The sequence below is a fragment of the Xanthomonas prunicola genome (assembly GCF_002846205.1).
GTDB lineage: Bacteria > Pseudomonadota > Gammaproteobacteria > Xanthomonadales > Xanthomonadaceae > Xanthomonas > Xanthomonas prunicola.
This window is the reverse complement of the sequence record NZ_PHKV01000009.1, coordinates 82,671-106,166: the sequence shown is the minus strand read 5'-3', so window position 1 is coordinate 106,166 and position 23,496 is coordinate 82,671. Positions and strand designations below refer to the sequence as shown.

At 64.0% G+C, this 23,496-nt stretch carries 23 protein-coding genes and 3 tRNA genes; 16 read left to right on the top strand and 10 right to left on the bottom strand.

Going from position 1 to position 23,496, the window contains the following annotated elements; translation table 11 throughout:
* Positions 1-291: 291 nt before the first annotated feature.
* From XpruCFBP8353_RS19670 to fdxA, 5 genes are all read left to right on the top strand, one after another.
* Positions 292-924 carry a 2-dehydro-3-deoxy-6-phosphogalactonate aldolase gene (locus tag XpruCFBP8353_RS19670; RefSeq protein ID WP_101364729.1) on the top strand — a complete coding sequence of 211 codons (633 nt, stop codon included), beginning with the start codon at positions 292-294 and terminating at the stop codon, positions 922-924.
* Positions 921-2,069 (top strand): galactonate dehydratase, encoded by a 1,149-nt coding sequence (dgoD, locus tag XpruCFBP8353_RS19665; protein WP_101364728.1) that lies wholly within the window; start codon positions 921-923, stop codon positions 2,067-2,069. Before XpruCFBP8353_RS19670 ends, dgoD begins: the two co-directional genes overlap by 4 nt.
* Positions 2,063-2,974 (top strand): SMP-30/gluconolactonase/LRE family protein, encoded by a 912-nt coding sequence (locus XpruCFBP8353_RS19660; RefSeq protein ID WP_101364727.1) that lies wholly within the window; start codon positions 2,063-2,065, stop codon positions 2,972-2,974. Before dgoD ends, XpruCFBP8353_RS19660 begins: the two co-directional genes overlap by 7 nt.
* Positions 2,971-3,849, top strand: a complete 879-nt coding sequence (locus tag XpruCFBP8353_RS19655) for a 2-dehydro-3-deoxygalactonokinase (RefSeq protein WP_101364726.1) — start codon at positions 2,971-2,973, stop codon at positions 3,847-3,849. The genes XpruCFBP8353_RS19660 and XpruCFBP8353_RS19655 overlap by 4 nt, the downstream gene beginning before the upstream one ends.
* A gap of 83 nt (positions 3,850-3,932) precedes the next feature.
* Positions 3,933-4,256: a ferredoxin FdxA gene (gene fdxA / locus XpruCFBP8353_RS19650; RefSeq protein ID WP_006453280.1), complete on the top strand. Its 324-nt coding sequence runs from the start codon at positions 3,933-3,935 to the stop codon at positions 4,254-4,256.
* 134 nt (positions 4,257-4,390) lie between these two features.
* On the opposite strand, the gene XpruCFBP8353_RS19645 is transcribed toward fdxA, so the two are convergent.
* Together XpruCFBP8353_RS19645 and dapA are read right to left on the bottom strand one after the other, a co-directional pair.
* Positions 4,391-4,909 carry a hypothetical protein gene (locus XpruCFBP8353_RS19645; protein ID WP_101364725.1) on the bottom strand — a complete coding sequence of 173 codons (519 nt, stop codon included), beginning with the start codon at positions 4,907-4,909 and terminating at the stop codon, positions 4,391-4,393.
* Positions 4,910-4,925: 16 nt separating this feature from the next.
* Positions 4,926-5,834 carry a 4-hydroxy-tetrahydrodipicolinate synthase gene (dapA, locus tag XpruCFBP8353_RS19640; RefSeq protein WP_101364724.1) on the bottom strand — a complete coding sequence of 303 codons (909 nt, stop codon included), beginning with the start codon at positions 5,832-5,834 and terminating at the stop codon, positions 4,926-4,928.
* Between the two features lie 93 nt (positions 5,835-5,927).
* Between dapA and XpruCFBP8353_RS19635 the strand changes: the two genes are divergently transcribed.
* The 10 genes from XpruCFBP8353_RS19635 (at position 5,928) to XpruCFBP8353_RS19590 (ending at position 12,090) form a co-directional block, all read left to right on the top strand.
* Entirely contained in the window at positions 5,928-6,554 is a 627-nt protein-coding gene (locus tag XpruCFBP8353_RS19635) for a glycine cleavage system protein R (protein WP_002813792.1), read from the top strand.
* A gap of 11 nt (positions 6,555-6,565) precedes the next feature.
* Positions 6,566-6,916 carry a ribonuclease E inhibitor RraB gene (locus tag XpruCFBP8353_RS19630; RefSeq protein ID WP_101364723.1) on the top strand — a complete coding sequence of 117 codons (351 nt, stop codon included), beginning with the start codon at positions 6,566-6,568 and terminating at the stop codon, positions 6,914-6,916.
* A 37-nt stretch (positions 6,917-6,953) separates the two neighbouring features.
* Positions 6,954-7,436, top strand: coding sequence for a peroxiredoxin (locus XpruCFBP8353_RS19625; protein WP_101364722.1), 483 nt, complete (start codon positions 6,954-6,956; stop codon positions 7,434-7,436).
* An 82-nt stretch (positions 7,437-7,518) separates the two neighbouring features.
* Positions 7,519-8,916 carry a PhoH family protein gene (locus XpruCFBP8353_RS19620; protein ID WP_101364721.1) on the top strand — a complete coding sequence of 466 codons (1,398 nt, stop codon included), beginning with the start codon at positions 7,519-7,521 and terminating at the stop codon, positions 8,914-8,916.
* A complete protein-coding gene (locus XpruCFBP8353_RS19615) occupies positions 8,916-9,398 on the top strand; it encodes a hypothetical protein (RefSeq protein ID WP_101364720.1) in 483 nt (160 codons plus the stop codon). Before XpruCFBP8353_RS19620 ends, XpruCFBP8353_RS19615 begins: the two co-directional genes overlap by 1 nt.
* A 6-nt stretch (positions 9,399-9,404) precedes the next feature.
* Positions 9,405-10,076 carry a YoaK family protein gene (locus tag XpruCFBP8353_RS19610; protein WP_101364719.1) on the top strand — a complete coding sequence of 224 codons (672 nt, stop codon included), beginning with the start codon at positions 9,405-9,407 and terminating at the stop codon, positions 10,074-10,076.
* A gap of 37 nt (positions 10,077-10,113) precedes the next feature.
* On the top strand, positions 10,114-10,923 hold the full coding sequence (gene thiD, locus XpruCFBP8353_RS19605; RefSeq protein ID WP_162301126.1) for a bifunctional hydroxymethylpyrimidine kinase/phosphomethylpyrimidine kinase: 810 nt from the start codon (positions 10,114-10,116) through the stop codon (positions 10,921-10,923).
* Complete coding sequence (locus tag XpruCFBP8353_RS19600; protein WP_101364718.1) at positions 10,920-11,801, top strand: alpha/beta hydrolase family protein; 882 nt, start codon at positions 10,920-10,922, stop codon at positions 11,799-11,801. Before thiD ends, XpruCFBP8353_RS19600 begins: the two co-directional genes overlap by 4 nt.
* A 40-nt stretch (positions 11,802-11,841) precedes the next feature.
* A tRNA-Arg gene (locus tag XpruCFBP8353_RS19595) sits at positions 11,842-11,918 on the top strand.
* Positions 11,919-12,013: 95 nt separating this feature from the next.
* Positions 12,014-12,090 (top strand) — tRNA-Arg (locus XpruCFBP8353_RS19590).
* 165 nt (positions 12,091-12,255) lie between these two features.
* Here the strand turns inward: XpruCFBP8353_RS19590 and XpruCFBP8353_RS19585 are convergent.
* The gene (locus tag XpruCFBP8353_RS19585) at positions 12,256-13,245 is read right to left on the bottom strand and encodes a DedA family protein/thiosulfate sulfurtransferase GlpE (RefSeq protein WP_101364717.1); all 990 of its coding nucleotides are present in this window, start codon (positions 13,243-13,245) and stop codon (positions 12,256-12,258) included.
* 44 nt (positions 13,246-13,289) lie between these two features.
* Entirely contained in the window at positions 13,290-14,234 is a 945-nt protein-coding gene (locus XpruCFBP8353_RS19580; protein WP_101364716.1) for a LysR family transcriptional regulator, read from the bottom strand.
* A gap of 136 nt (positions 14,235-14,370) precedes the next feature.
* Here XpruCFBP8353_RS19580 and XpruCFBP8353_RS19575 point away from each other — a divergent pair, with 136 nt between their 5' ends.
* Positions 14,371-15,072: a pirin family protein gene (locus XpruCFBP8353_RS19575; protein WP_101364715.1), complete on the top strand. Its 702-nt coding sequence runs from the start codon at positions 14,371-14,373 to the stop codon at positions 15,070-15,072.
* 363 nt (positions 15,073-15,435) lie between these two features.
* Here XpruCFBP8353_RS19575 and XpruCFBP8353_RS19570 read toward each other — a convergent pair whose 3' ends face one another.
* From XpruCFBP8353_RS19570 to recA, 6 genes are all read right to left on the bottom strand, one after another.
* Entirely contained in the window at positions 15,436-17,394 is a 1,959-nt protein-coding gene (locus XpruCFBP8353_RS19570) for a methyl-accepting chemotaxis protein (RefSeq protein ID WP_207759692.1), read from the bottom strand.
* Positions 17,395-18,330: 936 nt separating this feature from the next.
* Positions 18,331-18,423 (bottom strand) — tRNA-Ser (locus tag XpruCFBP8353_RS19565).
* An 83-nt stretch (positions 18,424-18,506) separates the two neighbouring features.
* A complete protein-coding gene (gene csrA, locus XpruCFBP8353_RS19560; protein ID WP_003481884.1) occupies positions 18,507-18,719 on the bottom strand; it encodes a carbon storage regulator CsrA in 213 nt (70 codons plus the stop codon).
* A gap of 139 nt (positions 18,720-18,858) precedes the next feature.
* Positions 18,859-21,507 (bottom strand): alanine--tRNA ligase, encoded by a 2,649-nt coding sequence (gene alaS, locus XpruCFBP8353_RS19555; RefSeq protein WP_101364713.1) that lies wholly within the window; start codon positions 21,505-21,507, stop codon positions 18,859-18,861.
* A gap of 101 nt (positions 21,508-21,608) precedes the next feature.
* On the bottom strand, positions 21,609-22,097 hold the full coding sequence (gene recX, locus XpruCFBP8353_RS19550) for a recombination regulator RecX (protein ID WP_101364712.1): 489 nt from the start codon (positions 22,095-22,097) through the stop codon (positions 21,609-21,611).
* Positions 22,098-22,383: 286 nt separating this feature from the next.
* A complete protein-coding gene (gene recA, locus XpruCFBP8353_RS19540; protein ID WP_101364710.1) occupies positions 22,384-23,418 on the bottom strand; it encodes a recombinase RecA in 1,035 nt (344 codons plus the stop codon).
* Positions 23,419-23,496: the final 78 nt, after the last annotated feature.

Below are 23,496 nucleotides of genomic sequence, written 5' to 3'. Positions count from 1 at the left end.
GGGCGCGGTGAGAACAGACGTGACCTGCCCGTCCTCGGGCGGCAACACGCACGCCAATATGCGGAGGTGGACGACGATGACGGCATCTTGCCCGCCAGATGCAGGCCGTGAGACAGCGCACGCGGATTCATGCGGCACACCCGAGGGCCGGACTCCATGACCTTTGCCGCCTACCGTGCTCATCTCGACCTGCGCGTCAGGCGTGTGACCGCCACGCAATTGCGCCCTCCCCGTCGGTTGCTGCCCACCCGGTCGCCAACCGCCGCTTTCCGCTCTACCGCGAGTAACCGCATGACGTCAGATACCACCGCCAGCCCGTTCGCCCTGCCCCTGATCGCCATCCTGCGCGGCATCACGCCGGAAGAGACACTCGACCATGTCGGCGCGCTGATCGAGGCTGGTTTCGATGCGATCGAAATCCCGCTCAACTCACCGCGCTGGGCCGAGAGCATCGCGCTGGCCCAGCAGACCTTCGGCGAACGCGCCTGGATCGGTGCCGGCACCGTGCTGCGCAACGAAGACGTCGATACCCTGGGCGAGATCGGTGCGCGCTTCATCGTCACCCCCAACACGCGCCCGTCGCTGATCCGTCATGCAGTGTCGCGCGGCTTGACCGTCGTGGCCGGTTTCGCCACCGCCAGCGAGGCGTTCGACGCCATCGACGCTGGCGCGACGATTCTCAAGCTGTTCCCGGCCGCCACCTATGGCGCGGCGCATGTGCGCGCCCTGCGCTCGGTGCTGCCCGCCCACATCCCGGTCTACGTGGTCGGTGGCGTCAGCCCGCAGACCCTGGCCGGCTTCCTCGCCCAGGGCGCCGCCGGCGCCGGTATCGGTGGCGAACTGTACAAACCGGCGCAATCGCTCGAAACAACCCAGACGCATGCACGCGCCTTCGTGCAGGCCTACCAGGAACTGCAAGGATGAAGATCACCCACCTCACTACCTACCACGCTGCGCCGCGCTGGTTGTTCCTCAAGGTCGAGACCGACGAGGGCATCACCGGCTGGGGCGAGCCGGTCATCGAAGGCCGCGCGCGTTCGGTGGAGGCCGCCGTGCACGAACTGGCCGGTTATGTCGTCGGCAAGGATCCGGCGCGCATCAACGACCTGTGGCAGACCATGTACCGCGCCGGTTTCTACCGTGGCGGCGCCATCCTGATGAGCGCCATCGCCGGTATCGACCAGGCGTTGTGGGACATCAAGGGCAAGGCACTGGGCGTGCCGGTGTACCAGTTGCTGGGCGGGCTGGTGCGCGACCGCATGAAGACCTATCGCTGGGTTGGCGGCGATCGCCCGGGCGCCATCATCCAGCAGATCACCGACTACCGCGCGCTGGGCTTTGACACCTTCAAGTTCAACGGCACCGAAGAAATGAAGCTGATCGACAGCGCGCGCGCCGTCGACGCTGCGGTGGTCAAGGTCGCTGAAATCCGCGAAGCCTTCGGCAACACCATCGACTTCGGCATCGACTTCCATGGCCGCGTCGGCGCGCCGATGGCCAAGGCACTGCTGCGCGAACTCGAGCCGTTCAAGCCGCTGTTCGTCGAAGAACCGGTGCTGGCCGAACAGGCCGAGTATTACCCGCGCCTGGCCGCCAGCACCTCGATCCCGCTGGCGGCCGGCGAGCGCATGTTCTCGCGCTTCGAATTCAAGAACGTGCTGTGCGCCGGCGGTATCGGCATGGTGCAGCCGGACCTGTCGCATGCCGGCGGCATCACCGAATGCGTCAAGATCGCCGCGATGGCCGAAGCCTACGATGTCGGCTTCGCCCCGCACTGCCCGCTCGGCCCGATTGCGCTGGCTGCATGCCTGCACGTGGACTTCGTCTCGCACAATGCCGTGCTGCAGGAACAGAGCATCGGCATTCATTACAACGAAGGCGCCGACCTGCTCGATTACGTCATCAACAAAGACGATTTTCACTGCGTGGATGGCAGCATTGCCGCCCTGCCCAAACCCGGACTCGGTGTGGAGATCGACGAAGAGATGCTCAAGCGCGCAAACGAAAACCCGCCCGACTGGCGCAACCCGGTGTGGCGTCATAGCGATGGCAGCATCGCCGAATGGTGAACACGCCCGAACACACCGCCGTGCTGGCGGTCGACAGCCGCTGCACACATGGCGAGGGCGTGCTGTGGTGCGCACAGCGCCAGGCGCTGTATTGGGTCGACATCAGCGAAAAACGCCTGTGGCGGCATCATCCGGCCACTGCACACACACACTACTGGACACTGCCCGACCGCCCCGGCTGCATCGGTCTGATGGACGATGGTCGCATCCTGATCGCACTGGCCAAGGCGATCGGCATCGTCAATCCGGACAACGTCAAGGAAGACGTGCTGCCATTCGAAAAGCTGGCCGATGTGGAAGCGGACAACCCGCTCACCCGCAGCAACGATGGCCGCGCAGATCGCAACGGCAACTTCGTGTTCGGCACCATGGATGAGCACGACACCAAGGCCGCGCGCGGGGCGATGTATCAGTTCTCGCTAAAACACGGCTTGCGTGCATTGCCGCTACCGGGCGTGTCCATCCCCAACTCGATCTGCTTCAGCCTCGACGGCCGTACGCTCTATTACTGCGATTCGGTGCGCCCGCACATCCTGTGTTGCGATTACGACGCGCAAACCGCGCAGACCAGCAACACGCGCGTGTTCGCCACGCTGGACCGCGACGATGCCGAACCGGACGGTTCGATCATCGATGCCGAAGGTCATCTGTGGAATGCGCAATGGCGCGCGTGGCGCGTGGTGCGCTATAGCCCCGATGGCAGCATGGAGCGCATCGTGCAACTGCCGGTCAAGCACCCCACCTGCAGCGCCTTCGGTGGCGTGGCTCTGGATCGCCTGCATGTGATCTCGTCACGCCTGGACCATAGCGCCGAAGAACTCGCGGGCATGCCCCAAGCCGGCAGCCTGTTTGTCTGCGACGTCGCCATCGCAGGCCTGCCAGAGAGCCTGGTGGCCAGCGCGTGATCGCCATCGACTGGGGCACCAGCAGTCTGCGCGGCTATCTGCTCGATGCCGACGGCAAGGTGCTTGCGCAGCGCCGCGGCAGCGACGGCATCCTGGCCTGCCAGGGACGCTTCGCCGAAGTGCTGGCTGGCTTGGTCGACGGCTGGGACGGCCCGCTGTTGCTCTCGGGCATGATCGGTAGCCGCAATGGCTGGAGTGAACAAGCCTATCTGCCCTGCCCCGCAGACATTGACGCGCTCGCCCAGGCGATGCGCCGCCATGACGACCTGCTGCCCGGTCGCACGCTGTGGTTCGTGCCCGGCATCAGCACCGACGAACAGGCCGGCGTGCCGGATGTGATGCGCGGCGAAGAAACCCAGTTGGTCGGCCTGATGAGCGCACTCGGCGATGGCGCGCATGTCGCCTGCCTGCCTGGCACGCACAGCAAATGGGCGCGGATCGACAACGGTCAACTGACCGGTTTCGCCACCGTCATGACCGGCGAGCTGTACGCCGTGCTGCGTCAACACAGCATCCTGGGCAAGCTGATGGATGACACTCGCGCCGAGCTGGACAGTGCAGCATTCCTGCAAGGTGTCGACCGCAGCAGCGAGCCCGGTGGACTGAGTCACCACCTGTTCGGCGCCCGCACGCTCGGCCTGTTCGAACGGCTGTCTTCCGCAGCGCTGCCGTCTTACCTCTCGGGCCTGCTCATCGGCCACGAACTGCGCGAGCACCGCGGCGACCACGCTACCGTGCACCTGGTCGGCAGCCCTGGTCTTGCGCAACGCTACGCATTGGCGCTGCAGCACGTGGGCGTCGAACGCCAGCTGCATCCGGAAGATCTGGCTGCGACGGGGCTGTTCGCATTGGCCAGGCAGCGCGGGCTGGCCTGACAAGCCAGCAGCAAAAACATCGACAACCCCACACCCATCACGCGACTGCTTTAGAATTGGAAGGCTAAACGCCGGATTCCGCCATGCCTTTTGTTGTCACTGAAAACTGCATCAAGTGCAAATACACCGACTGCGTCGAGGTCTGCCCGGTGGATTGCTTCCACGTCGGCCCGAACTTTCTGGTCATCGACCCGGACGAGTGCATCGACTGCACCCTGTGCGAACCGGAATGCCCGGCCAACGCGATCTACCCGGAAGACGACGTACCGGCAGGCCAGGAAGGCTTCGTAGCACTCAACGCTGAACTCGCCAAGGCCTGGCCAGTGCTGACCGTGCGCCAAGAACCGCTGCCCGATGCCGCCGAATGGGATGGCAAGCCGAACAAGTTGCCATTGCTGCAGCGCTGAACTGAGCTGCACACCCAGACCCGGCGCGTTTACACCGCCGCGCGCGTCCTGCAGCGCAATTGCAAGCAGTGCCGTACGAACGCGAAACGGGCGCCCCAAGCGCCCGTTTTGCTATCCAGCAAAGTGAACCGGCCTCAGCCGCCCAGCTTGCCCTTGAGCGCGGTGATCACGGCCACCGGCGCTGCCGCCGTCGCCGGCATGCCACGCGGATCCACTGCCGAGACATAGCTGCCCGCCTCGACCTTGACCACACGCACCAGGAAGCTGGAACCCTCGTAGCTCACGTCATAGGAACCGAGCATCTGCGCCTTGCTGGCGATGGTCAGGCCGGGGATGTCGGCCAGTGCCGTGCCGACTTTGCCGAACACCTCATCGCGCTCGCCTGGCACGGTGAACCCGCTGTTGGCGCTCGCCGATGGCGGCGTGTTGGCCTGCCGCTGCGTGGTCGACGCCAGCGTCGGCACCTTCATTGCACCGGAGGTGTCGGGCAGATTCAGATCCGGCGGTACTTCCAGCGGACGGGCTTCCGGGGCCAGCGCATAGTCGCCGCGCGCGCCCTTGTGAAACCAGCTGCAACCGCTCGTGGCAGCGACAGTGGCGGTCGCCAGCAACGCGAGCGACAGCACGCGGACGGGGGAAACGGAATGACGCATCGATAGATCTCCTGGGTCAGGCCGCGAGCATTTCGCGGCTGGAAAGCGCTTCCAACGCAATGGCGTCGGCGGCAAGGCGGTCGGCGGCAGGCTGGTGCGCCGCAGAAAGGGGTAACAGCGGCAAGCGCAGGCCATGGCCGATCCCGGCGCGCTGCAGCAGCGCCTTGACCGGGATGGGATTGGATTCGATCCCGCAGAAGCTGTGGTATTCGCTCAGACGTGCGTCCCACGCAGTGGCAGCGTCACGCTGGCCATCGCGGGCCAGATCGCACAGGCGCCGATACGCCGCCGGCAAGGCATTGGAGGCCACCGAAATCAGCCCGGCAGCGCCGGACAGCATCGATTGCGCAGCGCTGCCATCGTCGCCACTCAGCACCACAAAGCGATCGCTGCGCAGCGCCACCAGTGCGGCCACGCGCTCGGGCTCGCTACGCGCTTCCTTGATGCCGACAATATTCGGATGACCCGCCAGCTCGGCGACCGTCTCCGGCAACAGGTCGCAGCCGGTACGGCCCGGCACGTTGTACAGCACCACCGGCAGGCCACCGTTATCGGCGACCGCCAGAAAGTGCGCCTTTAATCCGGCTTGGGTCGGACGCACATACGGCGGCGTCACTACCAGCGCGTACTGCGCGCCCAGCGCCGCGGCGCGACGGGTCTGCGCAATGGTCTTTGCAGTGCCGGACAAGCCGGTGCCGGCCAGCACCGGCACGCGGCCGGCTACCTGTGCCACCGCAGCACGCAACAGCGTGTCGTATTCGTCATCGCTCAGGGCGGCGGCTTCGCCGGTGGAGCCGGCGACCACGATTCCCTGAACGCCACCGTGCAACTGCTGCTCCAGCAGCCGCCGCCAGGCATCCAGGTCGAGTGCGCCGTCTGGCCCGAAGGGGGTCGCCAGCGCGGTGATGATGCCGGAAAGGGACAAGATTCTGCTGCTCTTACGTGACAGGAAAAGGCCCGCACGGGCGCGGGTTGAAACCACCTGCATGTTACTTGCGGCGCGAAACCACGGGCAAGTATGCTGGTCACCGCCAGGGCGCCTGCCCGGGCGGCCATTCAGCCTGATGCAATGCCGGAAGCCCCTTTGACTGACTCTACACCCCGGCCTTCGCCGACCGAAAATCACCTCCTGATCAACGCCTATACGACGCATCCGGAGTCCCCCCTGTTGCCCGTCACCCGCCGCATCGCCGATAGCGGCTGCAATCTCGTGGACGCTCGCCTGGCCACGGTGGGGCGCGATGTCTCGGTCACCGCGCTGGCGACCGGCTCCTGGGATTCGGTCGCCAAGCTCGAAGCCATGCTGACCCGGCTCGAACGCGAGGAAGGCCTCAAGCTGGTGTGGTACCGCACCGGCCCCAAACAGACCCAATCCAACCTGCTGCCCTACATCGTCGAGGTCATCGCCGCCGACAAGCCGGGCATCCTGTTCCAGCTGGCCGATTTCTTCGACCGCCAGGGCATCACCATCGAAAACCTGCAGAGCACGCGCTACCGCGCCATGCAGACCGGCGCGGAGATGTTCTCTGCGCAGGTGACCATCGGGGTGCCGGCCAACATGCACATCGCCGCCTTGCGCGATGATTTCCTGGAATTCTGTGATCACCTCAATCTCGACGCGATCATGGACCCGATGAAGTTCTAAGGCACCCATCAATGGCCATCGCGATCTCCGCGCTGAAACAGATGTTCGACCACATCCGCTCCGAGACCGACTGGAATCTCGACGGCCCCTTGCGCTGGGAATATTTCTTCGCCGACCCTGCGCAGGAACCGCTGCAGAAACTCGCCGAGCAACTCACCCAGGACGGCTACCGCGTCATCGACATCTTTCTCGGCGAACGCGACGAAGACGATGGCGACGATGAAGCGTCGTACTTCCTGCATGTGGACAAGAAAGAGCATCACACCATCGAGTCGCTGAATCAGCGCAATGCGCAATTCGACGCACTTGCCAAACGTTTCCATGTGGCTGCTTATGATGGGATGGACGTCGGCCCGGCATGACCGCGCCGTACGCCCCTCCACTTTGGGCTGAGCAACGATGACCGACGCTGTACTGGAACTACCCGCTGCAACATTCGACCTGCCGCTAGCGCTGTCCGGCGGCACCCAGACCACGCTGCGCAGCTATGCCGGCAAGTGGGTGGTGTTGTACTTCTACCCGAAGGACAGCACGCCCGGCTGCACCACCGAAGGCCTGGACTTCAACGCATTGCTGCCGCAATTCAAAAAAGCGGGTGCAGCCGTGCTGGGCGTCTCGCGCGATTCGGTGAAATCGCACGACAACTTCTGCGCCAAGCAAGGCTTCACCTTCCCGTTGATCAGCGATGGTGATGAAGCGCTATGCCGCGCCTTCGACGTGATCAAGGAAAAGAACATGTACGGCAAGCAGGTGCTCGGCATCGAGCGCAGCACCTTCCTGCTCTCGCCCGAAGGGCATGTCGTGCAGGCCTGGCGCAAGGTCAAGGTCGCCGGCCATGCCGAGGCCGTGCTGGCCGCAGTCAAGGCGCACGCCAAACAGTGACGCCCCTGAGTTCCCGTGTCCTCCATCACCCTGCAGTTGCAGGCGTGATGGCTCGCCCCTGCTCCATCACTTGGAAGACCCAATGACCCGAGGCAAGCGCATCTACGTGCTGGACACCAACGTGCTGATGCACGATCCCACCGCGCTGTTCAAGTTCGAGGAACACGATGTGTTCCTGCCGATGCAGGTGATCGAGGAGCTCGACAACGCCAAGAAAGGCACCTCCGAAGTCAGTCGCAATGCACGCCAGGTCAGCCGTTTCCTGGACGAATTGCTGGAAAACACCAACGCCGAGCAGATCCAGGCCGGCATCCTGCTCAGCCATCCGCAGGGCATCCAGCTCAAGGGCCAGGCGGCGATCGGCCGGCTGTATTTCCAGATCCACCCGATCGATCCGGGCCGCACCTTCGGCGCGATGCTGCCGGACAACAAGATCCTGGCCTCGGTGCTGGCGCTGCGCGAAGAAAATCCGGACGTGCCGGTCATCCTGGTGTCCAAGGACATCAACCTGCGCATCAAGGCCTACATCAGCGGCCTGGTCGCCGAGGACTACCAGAACGACCGCGCGCTGGACGATTTCAGCCTGCTGTTCACCGGCGCCATCGAGCTGCCGGAAGACTTCTGGGAAAAGCACAACGAGGACCTGCGCAGCTGGAACGAGCGCGGCCGCACCCATTACGAAATCGTGCTGGCCGACGATGAAGATTGGTACCCGAATCAGTACCTGTACCTGCCCGGCGAAGATGAGGTCGAGCTGCGCGTGGCCAAGGTCGGCGGCGGCAAGGCCACGCTGTGTCTGGTCGACGACTTCCGCAACACGCAGCACGCGGTGTGGGGCATTGCCGCACGTAACCGCGAGCAGAATTTCGCGCTCAACGCCCTGATGGACCCGGAAATCGACTTCGTCACCCTGCTCGGCACCGCCGGCACCGGCAAGACCTTGCTCGCACTGGCCGCCGGCCTGGCGCAGACGATGGACCAGCAGCGCTACCGCGAAATCATCATGACCCGCGCCACCGTCAGCGTGGGCGAAGACATCGGCTTCCTGCCCGGTACCGAAGAAGAAAAGATGACCCCATGGATGGGCGCGCTGACCGACAACCTGGAAGTGCTCACGCACAACCAGGAAGGCGGCTCGTGGGGCCGTGCGGCCACCAACGACCTGCTCGCCAGCCGCATCAAGATCCGCTCGATGAACTTCATGCGCGGCCGCACCTTCCTGTCGCGGTATCTGATTCTGGACGAGGCGCAAAATCTCACCCCCAAGCAGATGAAAACGCTGATCACCCGCGCCGGTCCCGGCACCAAGATCGTGTGCCTGGGCAACGTCGAGCAGATCGACACGCCCTACCTCACCGAAACCACCTCGGGCCTGACCTACGCGGTGGATCGCTTCAAGGCGTGGCCGCATAGCGCGCACATCACGCTGCGTCGCGGCGAGCGTTCGCGTCTGGCCGACTTCGCCTCAGAGGTGTTGTGATGCGCGCCCGTCGCGGCGCGGTGGCGCTTGCCGTGATCGCACTGGCTGGCTGCGCCACCACACGGGGGCCAGCCAGCGTGCCCACCAACCTCAAGAACGGGCAGTCGTGGATCATCACCCGGCAAGGCGTCGCCGAGCAGGTGCTGCAAACCTGTTCGCGCGACAGCCCGGCCAAGCATCCAGGCCAGATCAGCGGCTATTGGGCACCGAGCCATCAGCAGGTCGAACAACTCGAAGCGTGGCAGGACGCGTTGACGCCCACCATTGCCGAGCCCCGCGAGTTCGACCGCCAATACGTGGGTGTGGTGATCCAGGGCCAGCAGTTGATCTACATCAATGCCTTCAGGCTGCCGAATACGCCGGAAGTGAAACCGGCCACCGAGGCGATCCAGGTCTGCGGCGGTGGCGGCATGTTCTGGGGCGCGCTGTACGACCCGCAGACCGGTGCGTTCTCGCAGATTGCCGTCAACGGCAACCCCTGACCCACGATGGGCCTGCTGCTGCCGCGCTGGGTCTGGATTGGCGCGGTGGCATTGTCGAGCGTGGCGGGCATGGTCAACGTGGTCGGCTACCTGGGCTCGGAGCACCAGGTGGTCAGCCACCTCACCGGCACGACCAGCCTGCTCGGCGTGGCACTAGTGCAAGACAGCGCGCCGGAGATCGGCTTTCTCTGGGGAATCCTGATCGCGTTCTGCGCAGGCGCCACGCTCAGCGGCCTGATCATCCAGGACGATGCCTTGCGGCTTGGACAGCGCTACGGTGCGGCGCTGCTGATCGAGGCACTGCTGTTGCTGGCCGCGATTCCGCTGTTCAAGCTGCATCATGTCGGCGGCGCACTGTTCGCCGCTGGCGCCTGCGGCCTGCAGAATGCGATGGCGACCACCCTCAGTGGCGCAGCGGTCCGCACCACGCATTTGAGCGGCATGTTCACCGATCTGGGGATCGGCCTGGGGCACCTGTTGCGCGGTCGCCCGCTGCAAGTGCGCCGACTCACACTGAGCGGGCTGATCATCGGCGGCTTTCTTGGCGGCAGCATCCTCGGCACTGTGCTGTTCCAGCGCTGGCAGTACGACGCGCTCTACCTGCCGGCCATCCTCACAGGATTGGCCGGTGCCGGCTATATCGCCTATGTGCAATGGCGTCACTGGCGCGCAGCATGATGCGCACATCCTGCAGGTAGCAGTGCAGAATCGGCACATGACCACGCCCAGCACGCTGTCTGCATTGACCATCGCCGGCTCGGACTCCGGCGGTGGCGCCGGTATCCAGGCCGACCTCAAGACCTTCGCCGCACACCGGGTGCACGGGTTGTCGGCGATCACCGCATTGACCGCACAACACACCCGCGCCGTCACCGCCGTGCACATCCCCCCCCTGCACTTTCTGCAGGCACAGGTGGATGCCTGCTTCGCCGATTTCCAGATCCAGGCGGTCAAACTCGGGATGCTGGCCAATGCCGACGTCATCCAGTGCGTGGCCGATCTGCTCGAACGGCATCGCCCACCATTCGTCGTCCTCGATCCGGTGATGGTGTCCACCAGTGGCGCACGCCTGCTCGAAGATGCGGCACTGGAGGCGCTGCGCACGCGTCTGCTACCGCTGGCGACGCTGATCACGCCCAATACGCCCGAAGCCGAATTATTGATCGGCCGCCGCATCGACAGCGCCGATGCCGCCGAACGCGCCACCGCTGCCCTGCTCGATCTGGGCGCGAACGCGGTGCTGCTCAAGGGCGGTCATCTGCCTGAAGGCGCACGTGTACTCGATCGCTTCGATGATGGCGTGACCCAGGATGTGTTCATGCATCCTCGCCTGCAGGTGGATGCGCATGGCACCGGCTGCAGCCTGTCGGCGGCGATTGCCGCGCAGTTGTGTCAGGGCCTGTCGTTGCTCAATGCCTGCGAAGCGGCGATCGATTACGTTGCACGCGCCATCCGTCTGGGCCAATGCCCCGGCCATAGCGATGTGCTGGTGCTCGACCACTTCGGCGCCGCGACCAGCGCATGAGCGTGCAGACCGATACCTTGCTCGCCAGCGTTGCAGATGGACATCGCTGGCAAGTGCTCCGCTGCGCGCCACCGCAACCAGCTGTCAGCCTGCTGTGGCTACCCGCGTTGGGCGTGGCAGCGCGGCATTACCAACCCTTCGCACAGGCACTCGCGTCCACCGGCGTGGCGGTATATCTGCACGAATGGCGAGGTAATGGCAGCAGCACGCTGCGCCCGTCGCGTGAGCACGACTGGGGCTATCGCACGCTGCTTGCCGACGATCTCCCGGCCAGCCAAGCCTTGCTCGATCTGCACGACCGGCAGCGACCTCGCGTCATCGGCGGATACAGCCTTGGCGGTCAGCTCGCGTGTTGCCATGCCGCACTGCATCCGGCGCAATTCGCCCAGCTCTGGCTCGTAGCCAGCGGCTCGCCGTACTGGCGCACGTTTCCCCCGCCGATGCGCTACGGCCTGCCCGTGGCATTGCGGTTGTTGCCGTGGCTGGCGCGCCTGCAAGGCGTGCTGCACGGGCGCAAGCTCGGCTTCGGCGGCACCGAAGCACGCAGCCTGATTGCCGATTGGGCGCAGGTCGGCCGCAGCAATCGCTATCGCGCGGCGGGCGCGCCATGGGATCTGGAACGGGCACTGGGCCAACTGCGCGTGCCGATCCGCGCGGTGACGCTTGCACGCGACAAATTGGGTCCGGCAGGTGCGCTGCGTGCATTGCTCGAGAAAATGCCGCAGGCACGCGCGCAGCAGGTGACGTTGGACGATAGGCAACTGGGGACGCGTAGCGATCATTTCGCCTGGATGAAAACTCCTGCGGCCGTGGTCGCTGCGCTGCGCAGTGCGCCTGACGATGCCATCAATGACGATCGAATTTCACAAAGGGATTGACGGGCCCGTCGCTCATCCGCATAATTCCGCTCCTGACGAGGCGCCCGTAGCTCAGTTGGATAGAGTACCTGGCTACGAACCAGGCGGTCGGGAGTTCGAATCTCTCCGGGCGCACCATCTTCAGAACAATAAAAAGACAGCATTCAACCGCTGTTTTTTCAGTTAAAAAGATCCGATCGCACTGCGTAAGATCTGCAAGTTAAACAAGATATGCGCCCGTAGCTCAGTTGGATAGAGTACCTGGCTACGAACCAGGCGGTCGGGAGTTCGAATCTCTCCGGGCGCACCAATCTTGAAGAAAATGGCCAGCTCGCTGGTCTTTTTTTTGCCTGTCGTTTTTGCGGATGCAGATGATGGCGCGCATCGCGCTGCATCCCAGTGTCGCTCCATCGGGCGATGACGATCGCTCAGCGCAACGCTCGCCGACGCCACCGCTGGCACCGCACACGTGCAATCAGGCCGTGGCGGCAACGCTGGCGTCAGCAGCCACGACCACCGGCACCAGCGATGTCACAGGATGCCCTGCATCGCGCCATGCATCCAGGCCGCCCAGCAGTGGCCGCACATCGCGATATCCGCGCTCGCGCATCCGCGCGGCCAACCACGCTGCAGACACTTCGTCCGGACACGCGCAGTAGATCACCACGCTGCGATCGCGTGGCACGCTGGCAAGAATCTGCGCCAGCTGGCGCTCGTCGGCGAATACGGCGCCAGGAATCGTGTAGGGCTGCAGATCGCGATGGCCAGGCGCACGGATATCCAGCACGGTCGGGCGCAGGCTCTGCTCGCCATCCAGCAACGGCACCAGCTCGTCCACCGCGATGCGCGCATGCTCCAGCGATCGCAACAGGCTGTGCCGCCGCCACCAGCGCCAACCGACATAGCCGGCCAGCAACGCCGCCAAGACCACGGCAGCGCCCGAGCCAAGTTCGGACAGAAAGGCGAGCACGTCCCGCACTTGATGCGCGAACACGGCCCCCACACTCAAGCCGACCAGCGCCCACAGTGATGCACCGAAGGCGTCGTAACGCAGGAACGCTGCAGGGCGCACCCGCATCGCGCCGGCCATCGGCACCGACACCATCGACAAACCCGGGACGAACTTGGCGACTGCCAGCACTCGCACGCCCCAGCGCGAAAAAAAGCGCTCGGTCTGCTTCATGCAGCTATCGCGCGACAGCGACAGTCGACACAGCGACTGCAAGGTGCGATTGCCGAAGCGGCGACCAGCCAGATACCACGCCAGATCACCCAACAAACTCGCCGATACAGACACTGCCAGCGCCGCAAGCCCGGCCAGCCAGGTATCGCTACCGCCCTGCAACGCGTAGCTGGCACCGACCAGCACCAGGGTCGGCAACGCCGGCACCGGCAGCCCGAGCGACAACGCCAGCACATTGGCGAACACCAGCGCCAATCCGTACTGTTCGATCAAGCCTTGCATGCGACGACCCTGCGCGACGGCGAGCGGCCATTATCCGCCTTCGGTCACAGCGGCGACTGCCCGGCAGCGACGGAACGATACGTTGCGGCCAAGGCGTGCAACCAGCTGTCGAACAGGCCTTCGCTGCGCAAGGCACGTCGCCACCAGCCCAATGCCTCACCCTCCTCGCCTGGCCGCCACGCCAGGTAGAAGGTTTCGTCGGGCTTGTGCGTTTCCACCTGCACCTCGCGCAAGCGGCCGTCCTGCAGCGCCCCGCGTGCGTATGGCTCGGGCAGGAAGCCGTAGCCGGCGCCGGTCAGTTGCAGCAGCAGCTTGGTGCGCATATCGGGCACAGTCAGGACATCGCGGCCGGACAGCAGCCCAACCGTGCGCGGCAGCAAGCGCCGCGCCGAGTCCGCCACGGCGATCGCACGGTGGTCGGCCAGTTCGGCGACGCCCAGCAGGCCCGCCGTCGCCAGTGGATGCGTGGATGCCACCGCAAACACGAAGCGCAGGGTACCGATGGGCTCGGCCACGTATCCACCGCCACTGGGTCCCTCGCCAGCCGCCACGATCAGGTCCACGCGCCTGTCGAGCAGCGCCTCCCAACTGCCTGACAACGACTCGCTGAGTACGCGCAGCCGGGTGCTGTCGGCCACGGTGTAGAAGTCCAGGATCTGCGGCTGCAGCAAGGCCGCAGGCAGCACCGCATCCAGCCCGATCGCAAAGTCCGACTCCCAGCCCGAGGCCACGCGCCGCACGCGCACCTCCAGCTCTTGTGCGGCACGCAGCAGATGGCGCCCTTCGCGCAGCAGTTCGCGGCCCGCCTGCGTGGGCGTGGCCTTCGGCCCGACCCGCTCGAACAGCTGCACGCCCAGATCCTCCTCAAGCTTGGCGACCGTGTAGGAAATCGTAGACGGCACCTTGAACAGCAGCTTCGCGGCGCCAGCGAACGAGCCACGGCGGTCGATGGCATCGAGAATCTGTAGCGCTTCCAGGCTGATCTTCATTGTTCGAAATTTTCGATGGTAGCGTCCGAATCTACTCGCTTTTTCTTGCGAACGCAGAGGTGGAGACTACGCATCAAGCCGCTGGGACACCGATTCAACCCCAAGCGCCAATTCGAATCTTTTAGGGAGAAGCAGCATGTTGAATGTCCGCAAGAGCGAAACCCGTGGCCGCGCCGAGCATGGCTGGCTGTCCTCGCGCCATACCTTCTCCTTCGCCAGCTACCACGACCCGCGCCATATGGGCATCGGCCCGCTGCGGGTGATCAACGAAGACAAGGTGACCCCGGGCGAAGGCTTCGGCACCCACGCCCACCGCGACATGGAGATCATTTCCTACGTTCTGGGCGGCGCGCTGGAGCACAAGGACAGCATGGGCACCGGCTCGGTGCTGCATTACGGCGATGTGCAGCGCATGAGCGCCGGCAGCGGCGTGACCCATAGCGAGTTCAATCATTCGTCCAGCGAGCCGGTGCACTTCCTGCAGATCTGGGTGATGCCCGAGCGCGCCGGCATCGAGCCGAGCTACGAAGAAAAACACTTCGATGCCGACAGCAAGCGTAACCAGTTGCGCCTGATCGCCTCGCCGGGTGGTGAGAATGGCTCGCTGCGCCTGCACCAGGATGCTCGCCTGTACGCCTCGATCCTCGATGGCGAGGTGCGCCTGCAGCAGCCGCTGGCCGAAGGCCGCATCGGCTATGTGCAGGTGGCCCGCGGCAGCCTGAGCGTCAACGGCCAGACGCTGTCAGCCGGCGACGCGGTGCAGGTCATTGGCGAGCCGGACATCGTCCTGGCCGATGCACGCGATGCCGAAGTGCTGGTATTCGACCTGCCGAAGTAATCGCCAAAAGCTGGATGGATGGCGTACAGCGCAGCACTGGTGCGCAATGCGCTAGCTAGCGCAGACACAGACAAAGCCCGCTCACGCGGGCTTTGTCTGTGTGCGAACTTTTCAGAGGACTGGGCAGCGGCGACGTCGCGGCGAGTTGTCGCTGATGGCTTTCGGCTTTCGGCTGACAACTGACGACCTGCTGCATGCGGTAGCGATTAGCATCGCCTTGCCGCCCTGCGTGTCATCCCGAGCGGCACTGATAAGCGACTGCATCTCCCTGCACGCCAGGCAGGTCAGAGCAGCTTTCACCCGCAGGCAACCACGCGATCAACCGGACGTTACTGCACCACGCACGATGTTCGTGCAATCCAGTCACGCCACCTGCGCTGGAGCGTGCCGCGCAGCCTGCGCATCGACCTGCGCGACAGCGCGATCCGACGCGCCATTGGCGTCACCATTGACCAACGCGAACAGCGCATCCGCATCGCCTTCCAGCACGCGCGCCGAGCGCGCCAGGTCGTCGACCATCCGCGCCTGGTCGCGCGCCTGCACACCGATCGACTGCAATGCGACATTGGCGGTGGAAATATCCTGGTCCTGGTCGTGGCTGGCAGCGGCGATCTGCTCCACGGTGGCAGTCACGCGCAGCACCGAGGTCACCATGTCCTGCATCACCACGCCAGCTTGCTCGGCCAGGCGTGAGCCATCGCCGACCTGATCGGTTGCATTGTCGATCAAGGAGCGAATCTCCTTGGCCGAGACGCTGCAACGCTGCGCAAGACTGCGCACTTCGGTGGCCACGACGGCGAAGCCACGCCCCTGCTCACCGGCGCGCGCCGCCTCCACCGCAGCGTTCAGGGCCAGGATATTGGTCTGGAACGCGATGCCGTCGATCACCTCGATGATCTGGCCGATGCGGTCGGTCGCCGAACGGATGCCGGCGGTGGTCTTCACCACGTCGGCAATAACATCCGCGCCTCGCCGCGCCACCGCGGCCGAGTCTTCGGCCATGCGCCGCGCGGAACCTGCATTCTCGGAATTGGTGCGCACGGTTGCGGCCAGTTGATCGATCGTGCTCGAGGTCTGCGCCACCGCAGCAGACTGCATGGACACACGGCTGACCAGTTCCTGGTTGCTCACCGAAATATGGTGCGCCTCGCGCTGCACGTTCTGCGCAATGCTCATGGTCTGCAGCATCAAATCGCGCATACGCTCGGCCGAACGCACCTGGTCGGTGACGTCGGTTGCGTATTTGACCACTTTGTACGGTCGTCCGGAGACATCCAGGATCGGGTTGTAGGAGGCCTGGATCCACACCGCACTGCCATCCTTGCGCAGTCGGCGATAACGTCCCGCATCGAACTGGCCGCTTGCCAGCTTGGCCCAGAACTGCCGGTACTCCTCGGACGCGCGATAGGCCGCATCGACGAACACGCTGTGGTGCTGCCCGATCGCCTCGGCAGCCGGATACCCCATGATTTTCAGGAAGTTTTCGTTCGCACCGAGCACGTTCCCTTTCAGGTCGAACTCGATCACGCCCATCACCTTGTCGATCGCCCGGATGCGCCCGTCCGCATCGGCCGAATCGATCACCTGACAGGTCACGTCGGTGGCGTACTTGACCACCTTGTACGGGCGCCCGTGCTCGTCCAGCACCGGGTTGTAGGACGCCTGGATCCACACCTCTCTGCCGTCCTTGCCGATGCGCCGGTAGCGGCCCGCATCGAAGGCACCGCGCCCAAGCGAATCCCAGAACGCGCGATATGCGGCCGACTGACGCGTCGTCGTATCCACGAACATGCCGTGGTGCTTGCCGCGAATCTCCTCGAGCCGATAGCCCATCACTTGCAAGAAATTCTGGTTGGCCGCGAGTACCGTGCCGTCCAGCGAGAATTCGATGACTGCCATCACCTTGTCGATGGCGTCGATACGCCCTTCGAAATCAGCGGTCTGGCGCACCTGCGCAGTGATGTCGGTGGCGTACTTCACCACGCGATACGCCTTACCGGATCGATCCAGCAACGGGTTGTACGATGCGTTGATCCACACCTCGCGCCCCTGCTTGTCCAAGCGGCAGAAGCGCCCGGCATTGAAGTCGCCGCGACGCAGCGTCTCCCAGAACTGCCGATAGCTTTCGCTGTCGCGATCGGCGGGAGTCACGAACATGCGGTGATGCTGGCCAACAACCTCGTCCAATCGATACCCCATCAACCCCAGGAAATTCGGGTTCGCATCCAGAATGCGGCCGTCCAGATCGAACTCGATCACCGCCATCACACGGTCCACCGCCGTGGCCTTGTGTTGCAGCCCACGGCCGCCGAAGGAGAACACGCGTCCAAGCAGGTGCGATAGGCGCATCACGTCGAAATCCGAGCTTTAGTTCAGCTATTTAGCGACCCATGCGCCGGTTACTTGACCCCGACCGTGTGCGCCATCTCCAAGGCGGTTCAGATGGCGTCATGGAGCGGCGACGCACCGTGATGCGAGGAGCTACCGACACCCGCTCTGAGCCTCTTTGTCGACGACCGACCCCGTGAAACGACAGCGCAGCCATGTGCCCCCGCGTATGCGCAGGACAGGAAAAGCCAGCAGCACCCAAGACACCATGGATCCGACGCGCTATCTCTTCCGCCGATCCGTTTCGCTCGATGCGTCATACGGCACGCTTGCGCTCACGCGAGTTGGTGGAGCGTCGTCCTGGGTTGCGTGCATGCCTGCATGCGCGTGCCACGCGCATGCGGATGTCATGGCACATTGCATGCGTGCGCCGGAACCCGACGGACTTGCAGGACGCAATCAGTCAAGACCGCTTGCAACGCAAAAACGCAGCTCGCAATTGCAATGCAGATGCGCGTAAACGATTAGCGCTCGTTCGTTCCGACGAAGCGAGCAAGCCAAATACCCACGCCGCAAGCCAGGTCTCATTCTTGCGATATGCGCTCGTTCGATGCGCTAAAACTCGTGGCGTGCCGGCGATGTCGCCAAGCTCGAAAGACGACCTCTCCTCAGGCACTGTCGACATGGACCACGCATGGACAGCGCGCAGCCCTAGCTGCACACACCGCCGGCTGACACTGAGCGCTTTTAGGAACGCATCTGCGACGGCGAGCCACTGCCAGCCCGCATCAACGGATCCCGCGGGCGCTCAAGCAATGCTTATGGTTGCAGCGGCCAAACGCCGATATCAGCCGACTTCGTTGAGCCAAGGGCCGCAGCAACAAAAATAAAAACGCCCGCAAATCAATGATTTGCGGGCGTTCAGAACACTGGCGGAGCGAGAGGGATTCGAACCCTCGATAGAGCTTTTGACCCTATACTCCCTTAGCAGGGGAGCCCCTTCAGCCGCTCGGGCATCGCTCCAGTTTTTGCTGCCTGCCGCGATGTCCGTGGCAGGCCGCGAAGAATACCGGGTAAGAGGGGCTAACGTAAACCCTTTACAACGATCAATTCGAAGAATCGTCCCCGTGATGTGCGCCGGAAGCGACCGGCTCATCCCCACGCTGGATGCGCTGATAGATTTCTTCGCGATGCACAGCGACATCCTTGGGTGCGGTGATACCGATACGCACCTGATTGCCCTTGACGCCGAGAACGGTCACGGTGACCGAGTCGCCGATCATCAAGGTTTCGCCTACCCGGCGAGTGAGGATCAACATTTTGCAAATCTCCTGGAACCGATGGATTTCCCACCGGCATCGACGGCCTCCTGAGTGAGACGCGCCCTACGTAAAGGGAATAGACCAGAAATGGTAGCGGGACATCCTGCTAGCCAGCAAGGCATAGCAGGACAAGTGTTCAGCCCAAGTGTTGCTTGACCCAGAGGGGCACACCGTCGAGTGCGGTCGCAAGGGCGGGCCCGTCCTCGCCACCACCCTGGGCGAGATCCGGACGGCCACCGCCCTTGCCGCCGATCTGACTGGCGATATGACCGAGGAGTTCCCCTGCCTTCACCTTGCCAGTTGGGCTACCGTTCACGCCGGCGACAAGCGCAACTTTGCCGCCTGAAGCGCCAGCCAGCACGATCACCGAGTCACCGAGCTGTTGCTTCAGGCGATCCATCGCATCGCGCAGCGCCTTGGCATCGAAGCCTTCCAGACGCACCGCCACCACCTTGACCCCGGCCACGTCGATCGCACCAGCGCCCAAATCGGCCGTTGCGCCTGACGCCAACTTGGCCTTAAGCGATTCCAGCTCGCGTTCCAGCCGCTTCTGACGCTCGGTCAATGCGCGCACCTTGTCCACCACCTCGGTCGCATTGCCGCCGAGCAGAGTGGCGGCCTCAAGCAAGCGACGCTCCTCGTCGGCCACATAGTCCAGCGCGCCCTGCCCGGTCACCGCTTCGATACGGCGCACGCCCGAGGACACACCGCCTTCGGAGGTGATCTTGAACAAGCCGATGTCGCCGGTGCGGGTGACATGGGTGCCACCACACAACTCCGTGGAATAGCCGCCCATCTTGAGCACGCGAACGTTTTCACCGTATTTCTCGCCGAACAGCGCCATCGCGCCAAAATCCAGCGCCTCCTGCATCGCCATGTTGTGCACTTCCACGCCATGGTTGGTGCGGACTTCGGCATTGACCTTGCGCTCGATCACAGCGAGCTCATCGGCGGTGATCGGCTGGAAGTGCGAGAAGTCGAAGCGCAGACGATCCGGCGCGACCAGCGAACCCTTCTGCTGCACATGCGTTCCCAACACTTCGCGCAACGCGGCGTGCAGCAGATGGGTCGCCGAATGGTTGAGGATGGTCTTGCCGCGACGTTGCGTATCGATCCCACCGGCAAGCACATCGCCAAGCGCGAGCGCGCCTTCGCTGATGCGGCCCACATGGCCATGAAACTGACCGGCGAACTTCTGCGTGTCGGCGACTTCGATCGACACACCCGGGCCGCTCAGCTGGCCGCTGTCGCCAACCTGACCACCCGACTCAGCATAGAACGGGGTGCGGTCGGTGAACACGATGACCTCGTCGCCAGCTTCCGCACGTTCGACCGGGCGCCCCTGTTTGAGCAGTGCCACGACCTTGAGCGCATCGGCATCGTACGCTTCGTAACCGAGGAACACGGTTGGCGACATACTGGCGACCAGATCGGCCGGCAATGCCACGCCGCCGCCGAACTTGCCCGCCGCACGCGCGGTCTCGCGCTGACGCTCCATGGCGAACTCGAAGCCCTCCATGTCCACGCGCATGCCACGCTCGCGTGCGATGTCGGCGGTCAGATCGACTGGGAAACCGTAGGTGTCGTACAACCGGAACGCATCGGCACCGGGAATGATCTCCTGCGAGCGCGATGCGACCTCGTCGAAGATCTTCATGCCGGCGTCCAGCGTCTCGGCAAAGCGCTCTTCTTCGGCCAACAAGGCGCGCGCGACGGTCTCGCGTGCGACCACCAGTTCGGGATAGGCCTCGCCCATCAGTTCGACCAGGGTCGGCACCATCTTGCTGAAAAACGGCTGGCGCACGCCCAGCATCCAGCCATGCCGCAGCGCACGCCGGATGATCCGGCGCAGCACATAGCCGCGCCCTTCGTTGGAGGGCAGCACGCCATCGACGATGAGGAACGAACAGGCGCGGATGTGATCGGCGATCACCCGCAGCGACTTGTTTTCCAGGTCGGTGATGCCGGTCAGCGCGCTGGCTTTGCCGATCAGGGCCTGGAACAGATCGATTTCGTAATTGGTGTGGACGTGCTGCAGGATCGCCGCAAGACGCTCCAACCCCATACCGGTATCCACGCACGGCGCCGGCAGCGGCACCAGGGTGCCGTCGGGCTGGCGATCGAACTGCATGAAGACCAGGTTCCAGATCTCGATGAAGCGGTCGCCATCTTCATCCGGCGAGCCAGGCGGACCACCGGCGATGTGATCGCCGTGATCGAAGAAAATTTCGGTACACGGGCCGCAGGGGCCGGTGTCGGCCATCTGCCAGAAATTGTCCGAGGCGTACGGCGCACCCTTGTTGTCGCCGATGCGCACGATGCGACTTTCCGGGATGCCGATCATGTCGCGCCACAACGCAAAGGCTTCTTCGTCGGTGTGGTAGACGGTGACCAGCAGGCGGTCGGCCGGCAGCTTCCAGACCTGGGTCAGCAGCTCCCATGCCCAGGCGATGGCGTCCTTCTTGAAGTAATCGCCGAACGACCAGTTGCCGAGCATTTCGAAGAAGGTGTGGTGGCGTGCGGTGTAGCCCACCGAATCCAGATCGTTGTGCTTGCCACCGGCACGCAGGCAGCGCTGCACGTCTGCGGCACGCACGTAACTGCGTTTCTCCGCGCCAAGGAAGACGTCCTTGAACTGGACCATGCCGGAGTTGGTAAACAGCAAGGTGGGGTCGTTACCTGGCACCAGCGGCGCGGATGGCACGATGGTGTGGCCCTTCCCCTCGAAGAACGCGAGGAAGTCACTACGGATCTGGGAAGTGCTGAATTTGGCAGGTGCGTTCATGTGCTGGCATTGGGCGGGCGGCAGTCCCGGTCACCCAATGAGATGTGGGCGCAGATGAGCGGAACAACCTTAAACCACGAAGGGTAGCAGGCCTGACGCCCTCAGTCCTCAAGGTCGAAGCGGGTCGCGATGCGAATGCTGTTGCCGTCGAAACCACGCCGGGCCAGCAAATCGGCGGCCTTGCGCCGCTGTGGAAGGTCCACTGGGCCTTGCTCGCCGAAACGACGGCGGATCAGGTCCCGCGCGTTTTCGGTCCAATCGCCTTCAAACGTCGCCATGGCGGCACTGATGGCCTCGCTATCCAGACCATGGGTTCCGAGTTCGGCACGAATATGCAGCGGACCGTAGCCGGAGCCGGCGCGATTGCGCACCACGGCAGCAGCGAAACGGGTGTCGTCTTGCCAACCCTCACCGGTGAGACGATCAACAGCAGCTTGCGCCGCATCTGGCTCGATCCCGCGGGCCAATAGTTTGCGGTTCAATTCCTTGCGCGAATGTTCGCGCCGCACCAATAGACCGAGTGCGCGCTGGACCGGCGTCTGCTCCTTGAACCGGCGCCCCCGCTTTGGTGCGGGCTCTTGCTCGTCCATCGTCAGGTGTCCTGAAGCACTAAAATCGCATTGCATCAAATGCGCCGTCCATGGCGCCTGCCCTCCTGGCCTTCGATAGATCTACCGCGAGAAGCGACGGCACTGACTCCGCCGTCCTCGCGATAGAAAAACTTCAACCGCACTTGGACCTGTTGTGCCTCCACCGGGCGAGCGCGGGCGGTGCTAGGGTCGTCGCGTACCACGGGCACGCGACGGTCCATCCATCGCTTACTGACAGCAACACCATCACCTAATCCGACAACCGGCGATGGTGTGCAGCTGCGACTTATTCCTTCTCTTCGTCATCGCCGGCTTCACGCGGCGCTTCGGAAGGCTGGAACTTCTCGCGCAGCTCGGCTTCCAGCCGGACGGCAACCTGCGGGTTATCGCGCAGGTAGGTGCGCGCGTTGTCCTTGCCCTGCCCGATGCGCTCATCGCCGTAGCTATACCAGGCACCGGCTTTGTCGACCAGCTTGGCTTCCACGCCCATGTCGATCAGTTCGCCTTCGCGGCTGATGCCTTCGCCGTACAGGATTTCGGTCACGACCTGCTTGAACGGAGGCGCCAACTTGTTCTTGACCACCTTGATCTTGGTCTGGTTGCCGATGATCTCGTCGCCCTTCTTGATTGCGCCGATACGACGAATGTCCAGACGTACCGAAGCGTAGAACTTCAGCGCATTGCCGCCGGTGGTCACTTCCGGGCTCTGGCCCGGCATCATGACGCCGATCTTCATACGCAGCTGATTGATGAAGACCACCAGCGTGTTGGAGCGCTTGATGTTGCCGGTGAGCTTGCGCAGCGCCTGGCTCATCAGGCGAGCCTGCAGGCCCGGCAGCTGGTCACCCATTTCGCCTTCGATTTCTGCTTTCGGGGTCAGCGCGGCAACCGAGTCAATCACCACGATGTCCACCGAGCTCGAACGCACCAGCATGTCGGCAATTTCCAATGCCTGCTCGCCGGTATCCGGCTGCGACAGCAGCAGATCGTCGACGTTGACACCCAGCTTGGCCGCATAGATCGGGTCCAGCGCGTGCTCGGCGTCGATGAAGGCTGCGGTGCCGCCCAGCTTCTGACACTGGGCAATCGCCTGCAGTGTCAGGGTGGTCTTGCCCGAGGATTCCGGCCCGTAGATTTCGACTACGCGACCCTTGGGCAGGCCGCCAATCCCCAGAGCGATATCCAGCATCAGCGAGCCGGTCGGAATGACTTCGACCGCTTCGATGACACGGTCGCCCATGCGCATGACCGAGCCTTTGCCGAATTGCTTTTCGATCTGGCTCAGTGCGGCGGAAAGGGCGCGCTTCTTGTTCTCGTCCATCTGGGTGATCCTCGTCAGTGATTTCGGTATGGGACTAATGTAGCGGCGGTGTATCGCACAAGCTGAGACTGCAGGCGA